Below are 19399 nucleotides of genomic sequence, written 5' to 3'. Positions count from 1 at the left end.
CGGCGCCGGTCAGCCGTCGCCCTTGAAGATGTCCAGAGGCTCGGCCTCGGCGCTGTGGCCGAGCGGGTCCAGGCCGTAGGCGTCCAGAATGGTGCGCAGCAGCCCGTACAGGTTGTTGGGCTGGTCGTGGTCGCCCGGCTTCACCTGCTCGCCGACGACGACGGTCGGGATGTGGTTGTCCTCGTCCTCGCCGCCCTCGTCCTCGTCCCAGGTGACCACCAGCAGGCTGTTGTTGGTCATCGCCCAGTCCGCGTAGTCCCCGAGGTTCTTCCGCAGCCAGGTGTCGCCCCGTTCGATGCCGGCGTCGTGCATGTCGTTGTCGAGGTTCGGGATGACGAAGGAGACCTCCGGCAGGTCCGAGAAGTCCTCGGGGAAGTCCGTCCACGGCCGGTTGACGGAGTCCGGAAGGTTGGTGAAGTTCACCCACGGTGTGTGCCGGCGCACGTAGGGGCCGCTGGTGCAGCCCTTGAAGCCGACGCTCGGCAGGCTCTCCGCGTAGCCGGTGAACTCCAGGTCGGCCTGCAGCAACTGGGAGGCGAGGTTGCGGGAGGAGAACTCGTTCGGGCAGTCGTTGTCGACGCCCTGTGTGGAACCGGAGAACAGGGCCAGATAGTTCGGCTGGCTCGGATAGGTGATGGCGAAGAACTGGGTGAGATTGGCGCCCCTGCGGGCCAGTTCGTTGATGAACGGGGCCTCGGGCGAGCCGATGACGTCCTCGTAGCCCCGGTTCTCCTCGACGACCACCACGATGTGGTCCGGCCGCGGGACGCCGCTGCCCTGGTCAGGGGAGCCGCAGCCCGCCAGCGGGAGGAGCGCCGCCAGGGCGGCGGAGGCGGCGACGAGCGACGTCCGCACGCGGTGCGCCCGTCGGGACGGCGTCATCACTCGTGGTGTCACTGCTCTCCCCTGAGGGCCGGTCCATCCGTGCTGCCGGTCGCACTGAACGGCAGTAACGTAATTTTTAGCACTTATGCCGCATATTGGCCGGTATGGATCGCTGGTGTGTGCCGATGGAGGAAGTGCCTCGGACGGCGTCCCCGGCCCGGTCGTCGCACCCGCCGTGCGGGAGGCATATCCATGGGCAAGCGTTCGCCGCTGACGACAGGTCAGTGGGCGCCGCGTGCTCCCCTGGAGACACGGCGACCCGGTGGCACACCGGTCGTGCCGCCCGGGCGGCGGCGCACCACGGCACTCCAGTGGGTGGCGCGGGCCGCCCTGCCCGTCGCGCTCGCCCTGTGGCTGCTGTCCCTGCGCCACGTGAATCTGGACGCCATGACCGACCTGGGCCTGCTCCAGGTGCTTCCCGTGCTCTTCTGGATCGCCCTCGGCCTGCTGGCCGTCGGCTTCTGCGTCGCCCTGTCCGACCGGCGGACCCGGGGCAGCTGGTTCGCCGCCTACGTCCTCGGTCTGATCGCGGTCCTGCACGCCACCCCGGCGCTGCTGTACCCCACCCTGCGCTACGGCTGGGCGTGGAAGCACGTCGCCGTCGTGGACGCCATGATCCGCAACGGCGGCAACGTGCCCAGCGCGGAGAAGCTCGACGTCTACGACCAGTGGCCGGGCTTCTTCCACCTCAACGCACTGGTGGTGCAGGCCACCGGCCTGGAGTCGTCGCTCGGCTACGCGGTGTGGGCCCCGCCCGTCAACAACGTCCTGCTGCTCGCGCCGCTGCTGCTGATCTACCGGGCCGTGACCACGGACCGGAGGCTGATCTGGGGAGCCGTCTGGGTCTTCTACTCCTGTTCCTGGGTCGGGCAGGACTACTTCGCGCCCCAGGCCTTCGCGTTCCTGCTCTTCGTCGCGCTCATCGCCCTCCTGACGGGACAGCTGCGGGCCTTCGCCGAGAGACCTCCTGGCGACACCGCCAGGGCATGGTCCGTCGGCAGATTCCTGCTCGTCGTGCTGATCATGGGCGTGATCGTCTGCTCGCACCCGCTGACCCCGCTGATGATGGTCAGCGCCCTGGTGGCCCTGTCGCTGCCGCGCCGCAACCGACGCGTGCTGCTGCCGGTGCTGGGAGCCGGGGTGCTGCTGACCGTGGTCTGGGACGCCACCGTCGCGCGACCGTTCGTCTCGGCCAACCTGAGCGAGTTCGTCGGCGCGCTGCTGAAGCCGGACTCCAACGTGGTCTCCGGACTGGCGACCCTGGGCACCGCAGCGCCCGGGCAGGTGCAGGTCTCCTGGATCGACCGGGGCCTGTCCGCCGCGGTGTTCCTGCTGGCGGCCCTCGCCTTCGTCAGGCGCCGCTGGACCCGCCGTACCGTCATGCCGCTGCTCGTCCTGGCCCCCATGCCGGTCCTGATCGCGAACTCCTACGGCGGGGAGATGATCTTCCGTGCCTATCTGTTCGCACTGCCCGCCGCCGCCCTGCTCGTCTCGGCCCTGCTGTTCGAGTCCCGGAGACATCCACGGCTGCGTGTGTTCCTGGTCGCCCCGCTGCTGCTGGCGATGCTGGGCGGGCTGCTCTTCGGCTACTACGGCAAGGAGTCGGCCAACTACTTCACCAAGGAGGAGGTGGCGGCCACCCGCTTCGTCACGGCCACCACGCCTCCCGGGTCCCTCATCGTCTCCCTCACCTCGGACGTGCCCGGCCTGGAGATGAACTACGACAAGCATCCGCGGATCCAGCTCAACGAACAGGACCTCGAGGTCCGCCAGCGGCTGGTGAGAAACCCGATCGAGGGGCTGGAGCCGTTCATCGACGGTGCCACCGTGCGCGAACCGGCCTACATCGTGCTGAGCCGCGCCCAGGCCGCCGAGTGCTACCTCAACGGGACGCTGCCCGCCGACACCATGCAGCGCATGGACAAGGCGATGTCGGACACCTGGGGCTTCGTGCGCGTGTTCGAGAACCGGGACGCCGTGGTGTTCCGCTACCAGAACCCCGACGCGGGAGAGGCGCCATGACCACCCTCCCCATGAGCCTCCCGCCACGCTGGAGATGGCCGCTGCGCATCGCACTCGCGCTGTCCGGCTGGCTCGCGCTCGCCGCGACCCTGACCCTGCCCGACGCGGGCGTCCCGCGCACGCTGGTCGTCTGCGTCTTCCTGCTGCTGTGCCCGGGGTCCGCGGCCACGCGATGGGCCAGGCCCACGCCCTGGCACGCGAAGGGCTGGCCGTTCGTCGTGGAGACCGTGTTCCTCGCCGTGCTGCTCAGCCTGTGCCTGGCGGTCCTCGCGGTCGAGCCGTTCTATCTCAGCGAGACCTTCACCACCGCGCGCGTGATCACCACCCTCGCGGTCATGACGTCGCTCCTGGCCCTGCTGCCCACACCGGGCAGCCGCCGGCCGGGCGTGCGGGGCACCCCCACGGACGACGCACCGCCGGCCTCCGGCGCCCGCCCCGGCCCGGCGACGGACACCCCACCCGAGCCGCGCACCGCGGCACGGACGGCGCCCGGAACCCCGCCCGCCCGGCCGCGGAGCCCCGGCCCGCCGCCGGTCGACCGGGTCACCACCGCCGTCGTCGGAGCCGGGCCCTACGGCCTGGCCACCGCCTGCCACCTGCAAGCAGCCGGCGTACGGCTGCGGGTCTTCGGGCAGACCATGGAGTCGTGGCGGGCCCACATGCCCGACGGCATGCTGCTGCAGACCCTCCCGGCCGCCTCGGCGATCGCGGCACCGCGGCACGGTTACGCCCTCGGGGACTTCCGCGCGGCTCGTGGCCTGACCGGGGCCGACGACCGCCGCCCGGTTCCGCTCGCCGAGTACATCGACTACGGACGCTGGTTCCAGGAGCACCTGGTGCCCGAACCGGAGCCGTGCCGAGTGCGCCGGATCCGCGCCGAAGAGGGCGGCTTCCGGCTGCTTCTCGACTCCGGTGAGGAACCGCTCGCCGCCTCCGTGGTGCTCGCCACCGGAGCGGTGCCCCACGCCTACGTCCCCCGGGTGTTGCGGGAGTGCGCCGCGGAAGGGCTCGCCTCGCACACCAGCCGGCACCGGGATCTGCGCCGCTTCGCGGGGGAGCGCGTCGCCGTCCTCGGGGCCGGGCAGTCCGGCCTGGAGTGCGCGACCCTGCTGCACGAGGCCCGGGCCCGGCCCACCCTCGTGGCCCGCACGTCGGCCGTGGTCTTCGACCCCCCGCCGCCGAACGGCACGGGCGACCGCTCCCGGCTGCCGGGCCCCGGCTCACCGCTCGGGCGCGGACGCCCCCTGCTGGCTACCGTCAGCCGGGGCGGGGCGGCCTACCGCCGCCTCCCCGCGCCGCTGCGCATGGAGTTGCTGCGTGCCGTACCGAGGCCGGCCGGCGCCTGGTGGCTGAAGGAGCGGGCAGAGGGCCGGTTCCCGGTGCTGTGCGGCCGCACGCTGATCGCCGCCGAGCCGGGGTACGGGGTGGTCCGGCTGCGGCTGCTCGACGAGCACGGCTGGCCGGAGGACATCGTGGTCGACCACGTCCTGGCCGCCACGGGCTACCGGGTCGACCTTCGCCGCCTGGATGTCCTCGATCCCGGCCTGAGACGGTCGCTGCGGGTCTTCGCCGGAGCGCCGGTGCTGACGTCCGGGTTCGAGTCCTCCACGCCCGGCCTGTACTTCACCGGGCTCGCGGCGGCCCCGAGTTTCGGTCCGCTGCTGCGGTTCGTCGCAGGCACCGGCTTCGCCGCCCGCCGCCTCACCGCGGCTGTGACGGCCGGGAAACGGCGGTAGCCCCCGTGCGCGCGCGACGACTGCGCCCCGCCCTGGCCGCGCTGGCACTGGTGCTGGCGCTGGGATGCGGCGCCACCGAGCCGGACACGCCCAGGCCGAAGCCCGTGCCGCAGGCATGGAAACTCACCTTCCACGACGAGTTCGACGGTGCGGGACTCGACACCGACCGCTGGGCGACCTGTTACGACTGGAACCAGGACGGCTGCACCAACAGCGGCAACGACGAGGAGCAGTGGTACCTGCCCGGCCAGGTGTCCGTCCGCGACGGCCTGCTCAGCCTGAACGCCGAGCGGCGCGAGACACGGGGCAGTGACGACGAGACCTACCCATGGCGGTCCGGCATGATCTCGACCGGCCGGGACGACTGGTACGGCGACCCCCGGCGCGTCTTCACCTACGGATACTTCGAGGCGTCGATCCGCATCCCCGAACAGGCGGGCATGTTCCCGGCGTTCTGGATGATGCCGGCGTCCAGGTTCACGCCCCCCGAGCTCGACATCATGGAATTCCTCGGAGGCACGGAGCGGGTCTTCATGTACACGCACTGGCGCGGGCCCGACGGCGGCGACCAGCGGGCCCGCGGCACCTACGGGCCCGTCCCGTTCGCGGAGGAACACCACGTCTACGGCATGCTCTGGACCCCCGGCGAGGTGAGCTGGTACGTCGACGGGGTCCGGCGCTTCAGGGTGACCGAGCCCGAGCGGATCCCGCGGGTGCCGATGGAGGTCCTGGTCAATCTCGCGGTCGGAGTGCCCCGGTCACCGCCCCCCTCGGTGGACTCCGCCCGGATGACGGTGGACTGGGTGCGCGTCTGGCAGGAGTGAAGGAGCCTCACCGGGCGGGCGCGGGCAGTGACGGGTAGGGGTGGTCGAGGCCGGCCAGCAGGCGCCGGTAGCTTCGCCAGGCCTTGGACCGGGCCCGCTCGGGGAACGGGGCCACGGGTGCGCCCGTGCCCTGTGCCCAGGCCAGGAAGCGGTCCCGGGTGGTGTCGGCGCGCACCATCAGCCGGGCGATGCGCAGCGGTTCGTCCGCGCCGGAGCTGAAGCCGTACCGGACGGCCGTGGCCGAGGTCCAGCCCGCCTCGTCCACCAGCCGGCGGACCGTGCGGCTGGAGTAACCGTGGGGGTAGGCGAAGGCGTCGACGCGATGCCCGAGGGCGTCCTCGAGACGGGCCTTGCAGCCCTGGATCTCCTCCAGGGCGGACTGCCGGGGAAGGGCGTCCAGCTGAGGGTGGGTCCGGGTGTGCCCGCCGATGTCGACGAACGGATCCAGCTCCCGCACCTGACGCCAGGTCAGCATCGGGCCGGGCGGCAGGAGGCTGCCGCGCTCCGGCGGCCAGGACAGGCCGCCCAGCGCACCCGTGGTCACGTAGAGGGTCGCCGGCAGGCCGCGGGCGGCGAGCAGCGGCGCCACCGCGGAGTGGAAGTCGGCGAAACCGTCGTCGAAGGTCAGCACGGCCGAGCGGGGCGGCAGCGGCGGACCGCCGCGCAGCGCGGCGACCAGACGCCGCAGCGGGACGACGTCGAGTCCGTTGTCCGCGAGCAGGTCGAGCTGCTCGGCGAAGACCCGCGGGCTCACGGTGAACGGCGCGATCCACGGGGGCGGGTCGATGGACACCGAGTGGTACAGGAACACGGGGACGGGCTGGTACGTCATGCCGGGCGCCTCCTCCTCGCCGATGTGCGACGGGCCGGTGCGGTGCGGCCGCCGGACGTGGAGCGCCGGGCGCGCACCGAGCCCGCGGCGTAACCCGCGGCGGTGGCGCCGACCCCGAGGGTCAGGGCGAGGGCCGTGCGCGCCGGGGCGGGCCGGCCGGGCCGCAGCGCCTCGCGGTAGGCGCGCGGGATGGTCGAGGTGAGGTAGGTGCGCTCGCTCGACAGGGCCGCTGCGCCCTCGCTGTACCGGGCCACCAGCGCCTTGGAGAGCCCTTCGGCGTAGCAGCGGGAGCGGAAGTAGGACCAGGTGGCGCGTACGGCGGGCACGCGGTGCCGGACGGCGGCCGAGGGGTCGTGGAGCAGTACGGCGTCCGGGTGGCGGGACCTGATGCGCAGGCACAGCTCCGTCTCCTCGCAGCCCAGGGGGCGGGTACCCACCCGCCCCAGGTCCGTGCGGAAGCCGCCGGCCGCGCGGAGCTCCTCCTTGCGGAAGGACATGTTGGCCCCGATGAAGTTGCGGATGGGCGCGGGCTCTTCGGGCAGGCCGCGGTACGAGCAGCCGACCACCCAGTCGAACTCCCGCGGGAACCAGGCGGGCCGGTCCGTCTCCCACCAGGGGACGACGAGCCCGCCGACGCCGGCGACCCGCGGGTCGCGGTAGTCGGCCAGGAGCCGAGCCGCCCACGCCGGATGGGCTGTGGCGTCGTCGTCGAGGAACGCCACCACGTCCCCGACGGCCGCCTCGACGCCGGTGTTCCGGGCGCCGGACAGGCCCTTGCGGTGCCGGTTGGGCAGCACGCGGACGCCGTGCAGCAGGCGGGTGGCGAGCCGCTGGAGTTCCGGGCAGTGGTCGACGACCAGCACCACGTCGTCCGGTGGACGGCGCTGGGAGTGGACCGAGGTGATGGCGGCCTGGATGTCCTCCCAGCGGTCCAGCGTGTAGGCGCACACGACGACCGAGAGGCTCGGTGCGGTGTTCATGAGGTTCTCCCGGAACTCATGACGTCCTCCGGGGAAGCGGGCGTCAGCCAGTGGGACCGCCAGATCAGCAGGGGCGTGGCGATCAGACACTCCGCCGCCAGCCAGGCGACACCCGCGCCCGTCACCCCGAGCACCGGCAGCAGCAGATGCACCAGCCCCAGCACCAGTACGCACAGGGCGATCTGCATCCCGACGACCAGGCGCATGCGACGGCGGGCCCGCAACACGTCCACGGCCACGCTGAACACCAGGTTGGGCAGCGCGGACAGGGCCAGCAGACGCAGCAGGGTGGTGCCGTGCTCGGCGTAGCCGGGCCCGAACAGCGTCAGGATCCACGGGGCCGCCGCGACGATCACGGCGACACCGGTGGCCAGCATCATCCCGGAGTGGCGCAGCACCCGCAGCCCGTGCTCCGCGAGCCGTTCGGGGCGGCGCACCGCCTCGACGACCAGCGAGCTGCCCATGTTGCGCACCACCAGGAACAGTACGTAGCCGATGATCCAGGCGAGTGAGAAGTAGGCGCTCTGTTCCGCCCCGAGGGCGCTCAGCACCATCAGGGGCACGAGGGTGTAGGCGGCCATCCGGAACAGCGAGCCCGTGTAGTCGGCCGCCGCGTAACTCATCAGCCGCGGCGGACGCACGGCCTCGGGGTTCTCCCGCTCGTGGCGCGGCACCGCCCGCCGCAGCAGGAGGTAGTTGGCCACGAGGAGGGAGACGAGCAGGGCTCCCGCCCAGGAGAGCAGGATCCCGGTCCTCAGGGCCAGGACGGCACCCCCCGCCAGCAGCGCGATCTTGACGAAGGCGAAGACCATGTTCTCCGCCACCACCCAGCCCGGGCGGCGCATCGCGGTGAGCGCGCCGTCCTGGAGGACGAAGATGGTGTACGCGGCGGTCGCCGCCACGAACCAGACCGCGACCAGGGGATCGCGCAGGAAGGCCAGGTCGGGGGAGAGGGCGGGCACGAGGACGACGAAGAGGAAGCAGACCAGGGCACTCCACGAGGCGGTCACCGCGTAGCAGGTGAGCAGCAGTCTGCGGGTCTGCCGACCCGAGCACGGCAGGAACCGGATCAGGAAGTCGTTGAGGTTGAGCTGGCCGATGTTGGCCAGCAGCAGCGACGCGGAGAGCGCCGAGTAGCTCACGCCCACGACCTCGTCGTCGTACCAGTGGGTGGCGAACAGCCAGAAGATCGCTCCGACTCCGGCGTTGACCAGGGAACTGACAGCCAGCAGATGGCCGTTGCGCACCAGGGGCTCGCTGGGCAGGACATGGGAGATCCCGGTGCGCACCGCCGTGGTCAGCGTGCGCCGCCGGCCCGATGTACCCGTGGCCTTGGGCACCTCGGCTGTTCCCTGGGACATGAACACGGTCTCTCCTCAGCGCGGGCCGCGGCCCGCGCGATTCAGGCGGCGGCTGCGCACATATCCGATCGGCCCGTACAGCAGCCCGCGCAGCTCCAGCCGCGCCAGCCTTCGCGACCGCCCGCTGCCGGCCTCGGCCTTGCGGTGGGCCTGGGCGACGGCGTACCGGATGCCCCGGGGCAGCCTGCGCAGCAGGGCCGGGATCATGCGAGGGTCGCGCGCCAGGGCGCCGGTGAGGTAGGCACCGAGCCCGGCCCCGTAGCCGAACGCCTGGGCGTCCAGAGCGTCCCGGGTGCGGCGGTGGCGGTGCCAGACGATCGCGTCCGGCTGGTATGCCAGGGTGTGACCGGTCGTCAGGACCCGGAAGAAGGCGAGCAGGTCGTCGCCGCCGTGGGCCGGGGTCCCGGTGCCCGTGGCCGGGTCGAAACCGCCCAGCGCGCGCAGCGTGCCGACACGGAACGCCATGTTGGTACCGGACCCGAAGCGTCCCGCCGTGAAGGGGAACAGCGGGTCCTTCGGCGGGTGGTGCAGGGACCAGGTGCGCGGCGCGAACCCCTTGGCGAAGCCGCCGTGCCGTTCCAGGGCCGCCTGAGCCGCGGTCTCCAGCTCGGCCGGGACGATGAGCCCGGTCACGCAGCCGACGCCGGGGCCCTGAGCGAAGCCCTCGGCGAGTGCGGCGAGCCAGCCCGGGTCGACCAGGGTGTCGTCGTCGGTGAATGCGGCGATCTCGCCGCGGGCGGCGGCCAGACCCCGGTTGTGCGCGTGGGCCAGGCCCGCCACCGGCTCCCGGACGTAGTGGACCCGGTCCGCGTACGCGTCGCGGACCAGCCGCTCGGCAGCGTCGTCGGCCGGTGCGTTGTCCACGACGATCACCTCGAAGTCCCGGTACTGCACCCGCAGCAGGGAGTCCAGGCAGCTCCGGAGCATCTCCGGCCGGTTGTGCGTCGCGATGATCACACTGAAGGACGGCGGGACGGGCGAGGTGGCCCGGGAGGGGGTCCCCGCGCGCGGAAACACGAACCGCCGCCGGGCCGTGTCGGCCACGGACCGCCACAGGTCCTCGGGCGTGCCGCCCGGCCGGCCGCCCGCCGTGACCAGACCCAAGGGGCGGCCGCGCAGCCGCACCAGGGCCAGCACCGGCGCCGCCGGACGGACCGGACCCGGGTCTGCGGGCGTACGGAACTCGTACGGCCGGGTCAGATCGACGTCGACGACCCCGACCGGCGTGTACGCGGACTCGGCCGGACCGGGATCCTCCGCGGGACGGGAGGCGACCGCCGGACGCCGGGTGACGCTCATGCCGCGCTCCCGGCGGTCCGCGCGGCGGAGCGGGCCCCGGGCCGCTCGGACAGCAGCGTACGCAGCACCCGGCGGCCGTCGGAGACGGCATGCAGGTTGGAACGCCCGCTGCGCCGGGGCAGTTCGAGGCTCGGGACCTCGGCGATGCGCAGCCCCGAGCGCAGCGCGTGGGCGATCATCTCGGTCTCGATCTCGAACCCGGAGGAGTGCAGGTCGAGGTCGTCCAGGAAGTCACGGCGGAAGGCGCAGAACCCGTAGCAGAGGTCCGTCAGCTTGGCGTCGTAGAGATGGTTCACGGCAGCCAGCAGTGCCTGGTTGCCGAGCCGCCTGATGCGGGTGATGTCGAGGGAGCCGCCGCCCGCGATGAACCGCGATCCCTTGACGAAGTCGAAGCCGTTGTCGAGGAAGTGCAGGTAGTGCGGGATCTCCCCGGGCAGCATGCTCCCGTCGGCGTCCATCATCACGATGTGGTCGCCGGTCGCCGAGCGGAAGCCGGTGCGCAGGGCGTTGCCCTTGCCCGGGCCGCTCTGCTCGACATGGCGGACGGCCGGCAGGCACCGGGTCGCCATGTGCACCGTGGCGTCGACGGAGTCTCCGTCGACCAGGATGACCTCGTCGACGCAGTCCGGGATCTGCTCGAAGACCCAGGGGATGTTGCGGGCCTCGTTGCGGGCGGGGACGACCAGGCTCACGGTGGCGCGGGGCGGGGGGCGGTCCCCGGCCCGGCGCAGGGGGTGGGCGGCGCGGTCCGGGGGGACGGAGCCGTAGCCGTCGGCGTGGGTGAAGGAGGGATGCTCGGTCAGGCGATGCGTGTGGTTCATGATGCGGGGTCTTCCGGTGAGGCGCCCCCGAGGAGACGTCATATATTTACGTCGTATACGTACATCTTGCCCCTTTTGTTCCTGAGGTCAAGGGCGGTGTGACGTCCGCAGCTGGGAGGCCTGTTCCGGGTGCTTTGTCCGTCGTAGGGTGGAAAGCGGCAAAGTGTACGGCGGCGTAGTCCCGATCATGAATGCACCCATCGAGGATTACGCCCTCATCAGCGATCTGGAAACGGCCGCCATGGTCGGCCGGGACGGGTCGGTCGACTGGCTCTGCTTGCCCCGGTTCGACTCCCCGGCCTGTCTGGCGGCCTTGCTGGGCACCGAGGACAACGGGCGCTGGCGTCTCGCCCCCGTGTCCGGCGGGCTGTGCACCCGCCGCTCCTACCGGGCCGACACTCTGGTCCTGGAATCCGTGTGGGAGACGCCCACGGGAACGGTGCGTGTCACGGACCTCATGCCGCCGCGTGCCGACGTGCCATGCATCGTCCGCCTGGTCGAGGGCCTGTCCGGCACGGTGGACCTGCGCAGCGCATTGCGCCTGCGCTTCCACCAGGGCCGCGTCGTGCCCTGGGTCCGGGACGCCGGTCACTGCACCGTAGCGGTCGCCGGCCCGGACGCCGTCTGGCTCGGCTGCGACGGCCATGTGCGCGACCGGGGCGACGAGGACGCGACCGTCTGGGACTTCTCCGTGACGGCCGGGCGCCGGCTGGCCCTCACTCTGGGGTGGACGCCGTCGCACCGGCCCGTGCCCCCGTCGCCCCTGTCCGTCCCGGCGGAGACCGCCCTGAAGGAGACCACCGACTTCTGGCGGCGCTGGGCCGCCCGGTGCCGCTACCAGGGGCCGTGGCGGGACGCCGTGGTGCGGTCCCTCATCACCCTCAAGGCCCTCACCTACGCCCCCACGGGCGCCATCGTCGCCGCTCCCACCACCTCGCTCCCCGGCCGCATCGGCGGCGAGAACAACTGGGACTACCGCTTCTGCTGGCTGCGCGACTCCAGCCGGACCCTCTCCTGCCTGCTGCGCAGCGGCTACCGGGACGAGGCCGCGGCCTGGCTGGGCTGGCTCGTGCGGGCCGTCGCCGGTGACCCCGCCGATCTCCAGACCGTCTACGGCGTCAAGGGGCAGCGGCTGCTGCCCGAATCCGAAGCGCCCTGGCTGCCCGGCTACGAGGGCTCCCGTCCCGTGCGGTTCGGCACCTCGGCGGTGAGCACCTTCCAGCTGGACGTCTACGGCGAGGTCATGGACACGCTGTGGCTGTCGCTGCGCGCCGGGATCCCGATGCCCACCCATGTGTGGGACCTGGTCGAGTCGCTCATGGGATTCCTGCTGCGGCACTGGCGCGAACCGGACCAGGGCCTGTGGCAGGAGCACGGGCCGCGGCGGCAGTTCGTGCACTCCAAGGTCATGACGTGGGTCGCCGCCGACCGTGCCGTGCGCATGGGCGAGCTGCTCGGACGCAACGGCTCATCCGGCGAATGGCGAGCCATGCGGGACGAGGTGCACCGGCAGGTCTGCCGGGAGGGCTGGGACACCGCGCAGCGCTCCTTCGTGCAGTCCTACGGCGCACCCGGCCTGGACGCCTCCGCGCTGCTCATCCCCCGGGTCGGGTTCCTGCCCGCACACGACGAGCGGGTACGCGGCACCGTGCGGGCCCTGGGCCGACTCGGGCACGGCGGGTTCGTCCGCCGGTACGCGCCGGACGGCACCCGGCCCGAGGCCGCGGACGGCGACGAGGCCACGTTCGTCTCCTGCTCCTTGTGGTACGCCGACGCCCTGGCCGGAACAGGGCACCCCCGGCAGGCCCGGGAGGCCTTCGAACGGGTCCTCGCCGTCCGCAACGACGTCGGCCTGCTGGCCGAGCAGTGGGACCCGGACGCGGGGCGCCAGCTGGGCAATGCGCCCAAGGCGTTCAGCCATATCGCCCTGGTGGAGACGGCGTTCGGCCTGTCTCCGGCATCCGGGGGGAACCGCCCGGGGCCCGGGCCGGGCCGGCGCTGAGCCCGCCCTCCCGGCCCTCAGCCGCCCGCCCGTCCGCCGTTGCGCTCCCGCAGCACCGCCTCGCCCTGTTCCACCGTCATCGGCCGGGCGAACAGGAAGCCCTGCCCGTACCCGCAGCCGATCGCGGCCAGCAGTTCCCGCTGCGGCTGCTTCTCTATGCCCTCGGCGATCACCTGGAGGCCGAGCGTGTCGGCGAGATGCACGATGCCCTCGACCAGGGCAACCTGCTGGGGGTCGTGCGGAATGCCGTCGATGAACGACTTGTCGATCTTGAGTACGTCGATGGGGAAGTCCCGGAGGTAGCGCAGCGAGGAGAACCCGGTGCCGAAGTCGTCGACCGCGATGCGCACCCCGCGCTCCTTCAGCGCATGGATCATGGCGTCGATCTGGTCGGTCCGCTGCATGAGCACCGACTCGGTGAGCTCCAGTTGCAGCGTGCCCGCGGCGAGGCCGGTGGTGTCCAGGGCGGTGCACACCTCGTCCAGGAAATTGCCGTCCCGCCACTGCCGGGTGGACACGTTGACGCTGAGGTACGGCGGGTCGGGCAGCGGCGTGCGGTGCTGGAGCCGGGCGAGGTCGGCCGTGGCCTTGCGCAGCACCCACGCACCCAGCGTCGAGATGTGCCCGGTCTCCTCGGCGAGCGGGATGAACTGGCCCGGCGGGACCGGATCGGGCCCCAGCTCGGGCCAGCGGGCCAGTGCCTCGAAGCCCACGACCCGCCCTGCGTCGATGTCCATCACGGGCTGGTAGCGCAGGCCGAACTCCTCCCTGCTGACGGCCTGGTCCAGCCGCGCCTGCAAGGCGTGGCGCTCCGCCACGCGGATCCGCTGCTGGGGCTGGAACCGCCGCCAGGTGCGCTTGCCGGACGCCTTTGCGGCGTAGAGGGCCAGGTCGGCGAGCGCGAGCAGCTCCCCGGCGTCCGTGCTGTCCTGGGCCGTTGCCACGCCCACACTGGCCGACACGCTCACCGACTCCACCGCCAGGTGGAACGGCCTGCTGAGCGTCCGGACCACGTGCGCGGCCAGCACCTCGGCGTCGAGGGGCTGCTCCGCGTCCTCGATCAGCACGGCGAACTCGTCGCCGCCGAGACGCGCGGCGGTGTCGGTGCGCCGCAGCGTCCCCGACAGGCGTTCGGCCACGGCGCACAGCAGCCGGTCGCCGACGGAGTGGCCCAGAGTGTCGTTGACGATCTTGAAGTCGTCCAGGTCGATGAAGAGCAGGCAGGTGGTCGTCGACTCCCGGTGGCCCCGGCGCAGCGCGCGCTCGGTCCGCTCCAGCAGCAGGGTGCGGTTGGGCAGGCCGGTCAGGGAGTCGTGGAAGGCCCGCTGGGCGAGTTCGTGCTCGAGCTGCCGCTGCTCGGTCACGTCCCGCAGGGTGACCACCAGCCCGCCCACGGTCGGGTCCTGCCGCAGGTCCCGGCAGCGCACCTCCACCTCGATGCGGACCGCGTCCCGGGACACCCGCCAGTGGTCCTGCGATTCCTGCTGCCCGTCGCCGCGCAGGGCAGCCAGGGTCTGGACGACCCGGTCCCGTTCCCGGGCGTCCACCAGGTCGGGCAGCCGTGTCCCCGTGAGTTCGGTACGGCCGAACACCGTCCGCGCGGACGGGCTGGCGTAGCGGACGGTGGTGTCGTCGTTGACGATGAGGATGACGTCCGAGGCGTTGTGCACCAGGGTGCGGAAGTAGGCCTCGCTCTCCTGGCGGATGACCTCCCGCCGCAGCGCGATGCGTTCCGTCGTCAGCCCGGCGTGCGAGGCGAGCAACTCCAAGGACCCCCGCATCTCGGCGAGTTGCCGCTCGGAGCCGGCTGCCAGCAGGGCTCCCGGCAGCTCGCCGTCCTCCCGTCGCCCGGCCTGGACCATGGGGCAGAGCAGCACGGCCGGCAGCCTGCCGAGCCGGGCGGCGAGCTCTGGTCCCAGCGCGGCGGACGGGACGATGGCGGTGCGGCCGCGAGCGGCCGTGCCGGCCCGGGCGGGGCAGCGCTCCAGCCGGGCGTACAGGTTCTGGGCCTCCCCGGCCGACAGCAGGAGGGTCACGTGCCGGCCCTGCGGTCCGAACAGGGAGGTGACCGCCCTGTCGCAGGCCCGCGCGATCTCCTCCGGCCAGAAGGACCCCATCAGAGAAGCGGCCGCGGTGCGCAGGGCCAGCTCCCGCGTCATGGCCCTGCGGTGCGCGACGACCATCAGGGTGAGCCGGAAGATCACCAGCAGGAACAGCACACCGGAGAACGCCGCCAGCACCGTCGCGTCGTAGTCCAGGCCGTCGCTCTCCTCGTGAGCGAGGATCGCGGGCGGGATCAGGGTCGCGGCGCCGAACAGCAGCAGCCGTCGTCGGGGCGGCAGCAGCGACTGGGACGGCGAGTCCGGGGCGGTCAGCCGGGCCATCGAGGGGTGCAGCGCGGCAAGGCCCCAGGCGGTGCAGAACACGATGCCGCCGGAGTACAGCAGGGTGCCCGCCTGCCAGGTGCCGTTCAGCCGGAGGATGCCGAGGGCGACGTCGGAGCCGAGCAGGGCGAGGGTGCCCAGGACGAGCAGCCGGGCAGCCCGGTTCGCGCCGGGGGCGGGGCCGTGCGCGAGCAGCCGGACCAGCAGGGCCAGCACCAGGACGCCTCCGAGCGGACAGGCGACGCTGATCGCGCGCTGCTGCCAGGTCAGCCCTTCCCGCTGGGCCAGCGGCTGCACCAGGTAGACCCACACCGGCAGCGCGAGCCCGCCGGTGATGACCAGGGCGTCGAGCAGTCCGGGCAGGTCACGGCCCGTCAGGCGGTAGCGCAGCAGCCCGGACAGGCCCAGGGCGAGCAGTGGGTACACGGCGAGGCGGCAGGCGTCCGCCGGGGACGGGGTCGACGCGGAGAAGTACGACTCCTGCGCGTGGGAGAAGGTGCCGCCCGCGGTGAAGGCCAGCAGCCCGGCGGCGAGCAGCAGCCACGACCGGGGCAGAGGGGGACGGTGGACCCGCATTCCGGCCAGGACCGCCGCGACCCCTGCCAGCCCGACGAGGGCCCACAGAGGCGTGCGCAGGACCGGAACGGACAGGTACGCGGCGGTGAGGATCCCGGCAAGTGAAAGGTACCCCGCCGACAGTCGGCGGGCCGGGTCGCCTCTGCCGGTCGGCGGGGGCCGCACGGCGGCCTACTCCGTTGTCTCCGGCGGCCGCGCGGTGTCCGTGTAACCGTGCGGATTGAGCCGCTGGAAGCGCCAGACGTCCCGGCACACGTCGGCGAGATCCCTGGTGGGGCGCCAGCCCCAGGCACGCTCCACGGCCGTCGCGTCGGCGACCAGCTCGGCGACGTCCCCCGGGCGGCGAGGCCCGAAGTCGTACGGGATGGGCCTGCCACAGGCCCGGGAGAACAGGTCGACCACGTCGAGGACCGAACGGCCCACGCCCGTACCCAGGTTGTACGCCTGCATGCCCGGCGCGTCGGCCAGGTGGTCCAGTGCCACGCGGTGTGCCTCGACGATGTCCATGACATGCAGATAGTCCCGGATCCCGGTGCCGTCGCGGGTCGGGTAGTCGTCGCCGTGGACGGTGAGCTTCTCGCGACGGCCGACCGCCACCTGCGCGACGTACGGCAGCAGGTTCTCGGGCGGCTGCCGGGGTTCCTCGCCGAGGAGTCCGCTCGGGTGAGCCCCGGCCGGGACGGGGAAGCGCAGGCACAGCACGGCGTACGCGGGGTGACGGCGGCAGACGTCGGTGAGGATCTGCTCGCAGATCCACTTCGTGGCCGCGTACGGGGTGCCGGGCCGGGCGGGGGTGGCCTCGTCGAGCGGGCCCCGGCCCGCGTCGCCGTAGATCGAGCAGGAGGACGGGAAGACCAGCCGGTGCACCCCGTGCTCGTGCATGGTCCGCAGCAGGGCGGTGGTGCCACCGACGTTGGTGTCGTAGTACGCAACGGGCATCCGTGTCGACAGGCCCCCCGCCTTGTGCGCGGCAAAGTGCACGACGGCGTCCACGGAGTGTCGGTCGAAGACGGCCGAGAGGGCGTGCCGATCACGGATGTCCAGCTCGTAGACGGCGCCGACGAAGCGGCCGGCGATCCGTTCCACCCGGGCGAACACCTGGGGTGTGCTGTTGGAGTAGTCGTCGACCACGATCACCTCGTAGCCGTGGTCCAGCAGTTCCACGCAGGTATGGCTGCCGATGAAACCGGCCCCGCCGGTGACAAGGACGGTCGAGGGGGCCCAGGACGATCCGGCTCCTCGAGCGGTCGGCGACTGGTTCCTGCGGGCCATACCGGGTCTCCCGCGTCGAGTGCGGACAAGCACCGTATGTTTACGGTGTATATGTACGACTTTGCACCTGCCTGCCGGGTCGGGTCAAGGCCGGACCAGCAACTGGAAGTCGAACGTGTAGCGCGAGGCCCGGTAGATGTGGGTTCCGTACTCGACCGGACGCCCCGAGTCGTCGTACGCCGTGCGCTGCATGGTGAGCAGCGCCGCGCCCTCCCGCTCGTCCAGGCGGGACGCCTCCTGCGCGGTGGCCGCGCGTGCGCCGACGGTCTGGCGGGCGCTGTGCAGGGTGATGCCCGCCGAGCGCATCATGCGGTACAGCCCGGTCGACTCCAGGCGGGCGCTGTCGAGGTCCAGCAGGGACACCGGCAGGTAGTTGCGCAGCAGGGCCACCGGCTGGCCGTGCGTGCAGCGCAGCCGGTCCAGGACGGTGACCTCGCCGCCCTCTGCGACGCCGAGAGCGGCGGCCACGTCGCAGGAGGCCGGGACGACCTCGTTGCGCACGACGCGCGTGGTGGGCCCCTGCCCGGCCTCCTCCAGGTCGTCGTAGAGGCTGCTCAGCTCCAGCGGGCGCTTGACCTGGCTGTGCACCACCTGCGTGCCCACCCCGCGCCGCCGGACCAGCAACCCCTTGTCGACGAGGGATTGGATGGCCTGACGGACGGTGGGGCGGGACAGGCCGAGGCGCACCGACAGGTCGACCTCGTTGCCCAGGAGGTTCCCCGGGGCGAGGACCCCGTGCTCGATCGCCGCCTCCAGCTGCTGCGCGAGCTGGTGGTAGAGCGGCACGGGACTGCCCCGGTCCAGGGCGAAGTCCAGCGAACCGAGCGCGGGGGCGGCCGTGGTGCGGGTCCGGCCACCGGTCTTCGCCATGGATGAACCCCCCTCGGGTATCAGGAGTTGCTCGGGAAGCCGAGGTTGATACCGCCGTCGGACGGGTCCGGCCAGCGCGTGGTGATGACCTTGCCCTGCGTGTAGAAGGCGATGCCGTCGTTGCCGTAGATGTGCAGGTCGCCGAAGAGGGAGTCCTTCCAGCCGCCGAAGGAGTGGTAGCCGACGGGGACCGGGATCGGCACGTTGACGCCGACCATGCCGGCCTTGACCTCCATCTGGAAGCGGCGCGCCGCGCCGCCGTCCCGGGTGAAGATCGCGGTGCCGTTGCCCCAGCGGGAGGAGTTGATCAGCTGGATGGCCTCTTCGTACGTCTGCGCGCGTACGACCGCCAGCACCGGGCCGAAGATCTCGTCCTTGTACGCGTCCGCCGTCAGCGGCACCCGGTCCAGCAGGGAGACGCCGAGGAAGAAGCCGTCCTCGTGTCCGTCGACCGAGAAGCCCGTGCCGTCGACGACGACCTCGGCGCCCTGCTCGGCGGCAGACGCCACGTACGACGCCACCTTGTCGCGGTGCTCGCGGGTGATCAGCGGGCCCATCTCGGACGCCGGGTCGTCGCCCGGGCCGATCCGCAGGTTCTTCGCACGCTCGGCGATCTTGCCGACCAGCGCGTCACCGATGTCTCCGACGGCCACGACCACCGACACGGCCATGCAGCGTTCGCCCGCCGAGCCGTACGCCGCGTTGATCGCCTGGTCGGCGGCGAGTTCCAGGTCGGCGTCGGGCAGGACCAGCATGTGGTTCTTCGCGCCGCCGAGGGCCTGCACCCGCTTGCCGTGCTCGACGGCCTTCACCTGGATGTACTTGGCGATCGGCGTCGAGCCGACGAACGACACCGCCTCGACGTCCGGGTGCTCCAGGATGCGGTCCACGGCCGTCTTGTCGCCCTGCACGATGTTCAGGACGCCCTCCGGCAGACCCGCCTCGGTGGCCAGCTCGGCAAGGCGGAAGGAGGCCGACGGGTCCTTCTCCGACGGCTTCAGGACGAACGTGTTGCCGCAGGCGATGGCCAGCGGGAACATCCACATCGGCACCATCGCCGGGAAGTTGAACGGCGTGATGCCCGCGACCACGCCCAGCGGCTGGCGGATCGAGGCGACGTCGACCCGGGTGGAGACCTGGGTGGACAGTTCGCCCTTGAGCTGGACGGAGATCCCGCACGCGAGCTCCACGATCTCCATGCCGCGCGCGACCTCGCCGAGGGCGTCGGAGTGGACCTTGCCGTGCTCGGCGGTGATCAGCCCGGCGATCTCGTCGCGGTGGGCGTCCAGCAGCTCGCGGTACTTGAACAGGATCGCCGTGCGCTTGGCCAGGGAGGACTCACCCCAGCTGTCGAAGGCTGCCTTGGCGGAGGCGACCGCGGCGTCCACCTCGTCGACGGTCGCGAAGGCGACCTGCTTCTCCTGGGCGCCGGTGGCCGGGTTGTAGACGGGGCCGAAGCGGCCGGAGGTGCCCTCGACGGGCTTGCCGTCGATCCAGTGCGTGATGGTCTTCATCGTGTGCAGGGGCCTTTCGTG

General features: G+C 72.3%; 14 protein-coding genes. 4 read left to right on the top strand and 10 right to left on the bottom strand.

The window, feature by feature from the left end; genetic code table 11:
- Positions 1–9: 9 nt before the first annotated feature.
- Complete coding sequence (locus tag ACFU3E_RS10340; protein WP_384154630.1) at positions 10–882, bottom strand: alkaline phosphatase family protein; 873 nt, start codon at positions 880–882, stop codon at positions 10–12.
- A gap of 195 nt (positions 883–1077) precedes the next feature.
- Here ACFU3E_RS10340 and ACFU3E_RS10335 point away from each other — a divergent pair, with 195 nt between their 5' ends.
- The 3 genes from ACFU3E_RS10335 to ACFU3E_RS10325 are packed head-to-tail and all read left to right on the top strand — an operon-like array spanning position 1078 to position 5467.
- Positions 1078–2907, top strand: a complete 1830-nt coding sequence (locus ACFU3E_RS10335) for a glycosyltransferase (RefSeq protein ID WP_384154628.1) — start codon at positions 1078–1080, stop codon at positions 2905–2907.
- On the top strand, positions 2904–4643 hold the full coding sequence (locus ACFU3E_RS10330) for an FAD-dependent oxidoreductase (protein ID WP_384154626.1): 1740 nt from the start codon (positions 2904–2906) through the stop codon (positions 4641–4643). Before ACFU3E_RS10335 ends, ACFU3E_RS10330 begins: the two co-directional genes overlap by 4 nt.
- Positions 4644–4648: 5 nt before the next feature.
- The gene (locus ACFU3E_RS10325; protein ID WP_384154624.1) at positions 4649–5467 is read left to right on the top strand and encodes a family 16 glycosylhydrolase; all 819 of its coding nucleotides are present in this window, start codon (positions 4649–4651) and stop codon (positions 5465–5467) included.
- Positions 5468–5474: 7 nt separating this feature from the next.
- Here ACFU3E_RS10325 and ACFU3E_RS10320 read toward each other — a convergent pair whose 3' ends face one another.
- Genes ACFU3E_RS10320 through ACFU3E_RS10300 form a run of 5 tightly spaced genes read right to left on the bottom strand, consistent with a single transcriptional unit; the run spans position 5475 to position 10760 of the window.
- Positions 5475–6299 carry a polysaccharide deacetylase family protein gene (locus tag ACFU3E_RS10320; RefSeq protein WP_384154622.1) on the bottom strand — a complete coding sequence of 275 codons (825 nt, stop codon included), beginning with the start codon at positions 6297–6299 and terminating at the stop codon, positions 5475–5477.
- Positions 6296–7279 carry a glycosyltransferase family 2 protein gene (locus ACFU3E_RS10315; RefSeq protein ID WP_384154620.1) on the bottom strand — a complete coding sequence of 328 codons (984 nt, stop codon included), beginning with the start codon at positions 7277–7279 and terminating at the stop codon, positions 6296–6298. Before ACFU3E_RS10315 ends, ACFU3E_RS10320 begins: the two co-directional genes overlap by 4 nt.
- Positions 7276–8640 (bottom strand): lipopolysaccharide biosynthesis protein, encoded by a 1365-nt coding sequence (locus ACFU3E_RS10310; RefSeq protein ID WP_384154618.1) that lies wholly within the window; start codon positions 8638–8640, stop codon positions 7276–7278. Before ACFU3E_RS10310 ends, ACFU3E_RS10315 begins: the two co-directional genes overlap by 4 nt.
- Positions 8641–8655: 15 nt before the next feature.
- Positions 8656–9939, bottom strand: a complete 1284-nt coding sequence (locus ACFU3E_RS10305) for a glycosyltransferase (protein WP_384154616.1) — start codon at positions 9937–9939, stop codon at positions 8656–8658.
- Positions 9936–10760, bottom strand: a complete 825-nt coding sequence (locus ACFU3E_RS10300) for a glycosyltransferase family 2 protein (protein ID WP_384154614.1) — start codon at positions 10758–10760, stop codon at positions 9936–9938. The genes ACFU3E_RS10305 and ACFU3E_RS10300 overlap by 4 nt, the downstream gene beginning before the upstream one ends.
- A 187-nt stretch (positions 10761–10947) precedes the next feature.
- On the opposite strand from ACFU3E_RS10300, the gene ACFU3E_RS10295 reads away from it, so the two are divergent.
- The gene (locus ACFU3E_RS10295) at positions 10948–12762 is read left to right on the top strand and encodes a glycoside hydrolase family 15 protein (protein ID WP_384154612.1); all 1815 of its coding nucleotides are present in this window, start codon (positions 10948–10950) and stop codon (positions 12760–12762) included.
- A gap of 17 nt (positions 12763–12779) precedes the next feature.
- Here ACFU3E_RS10295 and ACFU3E_RS10290 read toward each other — a convergent pair whose 3' ends face one another.
- The 4 genes from ACFU3E_RS10290 to ACFU3E_RS10275 all read right to left on the bottom strand — a co-directional run bounded on the left by ACFU3E_RS10290 (position 12780) and on the right by ACFU3E_RS10275 (position 19378).
- On the bottom strand, positions 12780–15887 hold the full coding sequence (locus tag ACFU3E_RS10290; RefSeq protein WP_384154611.1) for a putative bifunctional diguanylate cyclase/phosphodiesterase: 3108 nt from the start codon (positions 15885–15887) through the stop codon (positions 12780–12782).
- A 6-nt stretch (positions 15888–15893) separates the two neighbouring features.
- Entirely contained in the window at positions 15894–16994 is a 1101-nt protein-coding gene (gene galE / locus ACFU3E_RS10285) for a UDP-glucose 4-epimerase GalE (RefSeq protein WP_384154609.1), read from the bottom strand.
- A gap of 84 nt (positions 16995–17078) precedes the next feature.
- Complete coding sequence (locus ACFU3E_RS10280; RefSeq protein WP_384154607.1) at positions 17079–17864, bottom strand: GntR family transcriptional regulator; 786 nt, start codon at positions 17862–17864, stop codon at positions 17079–17081.
- 20 nt (positions 17865–17884) lie between these two features.
- A complete protein-coding gene (locus ACFU3E_RS10275) occupies positions 17885–19378 on the bottom strand; it encodes a CoA-acylating methylmalonate-semialdehyde dehydrogenase (RefSeq protein ID WP_384154605.1) in 1494 nt (497 codons plus the stop codon).
- Positions 19379–19399 lie beyond the last annotated feature (21 nt).

Origin of the sequence: Streptomyces sp. NPDC057424 (assembly GCF_042803315.1) — a bacterium.
In the GTDB taxonomy this organism is placed as follows: domain Bacteria; phylum Actinomycetota; class Actinomycetes; order Streptomycetales; family Streptomycetaceae; genus Streptomyces.
Note: the sequence above shows the minus strand (reverse complement) of the source record. Positions and strands in the feature narration are given on the sequence as shown.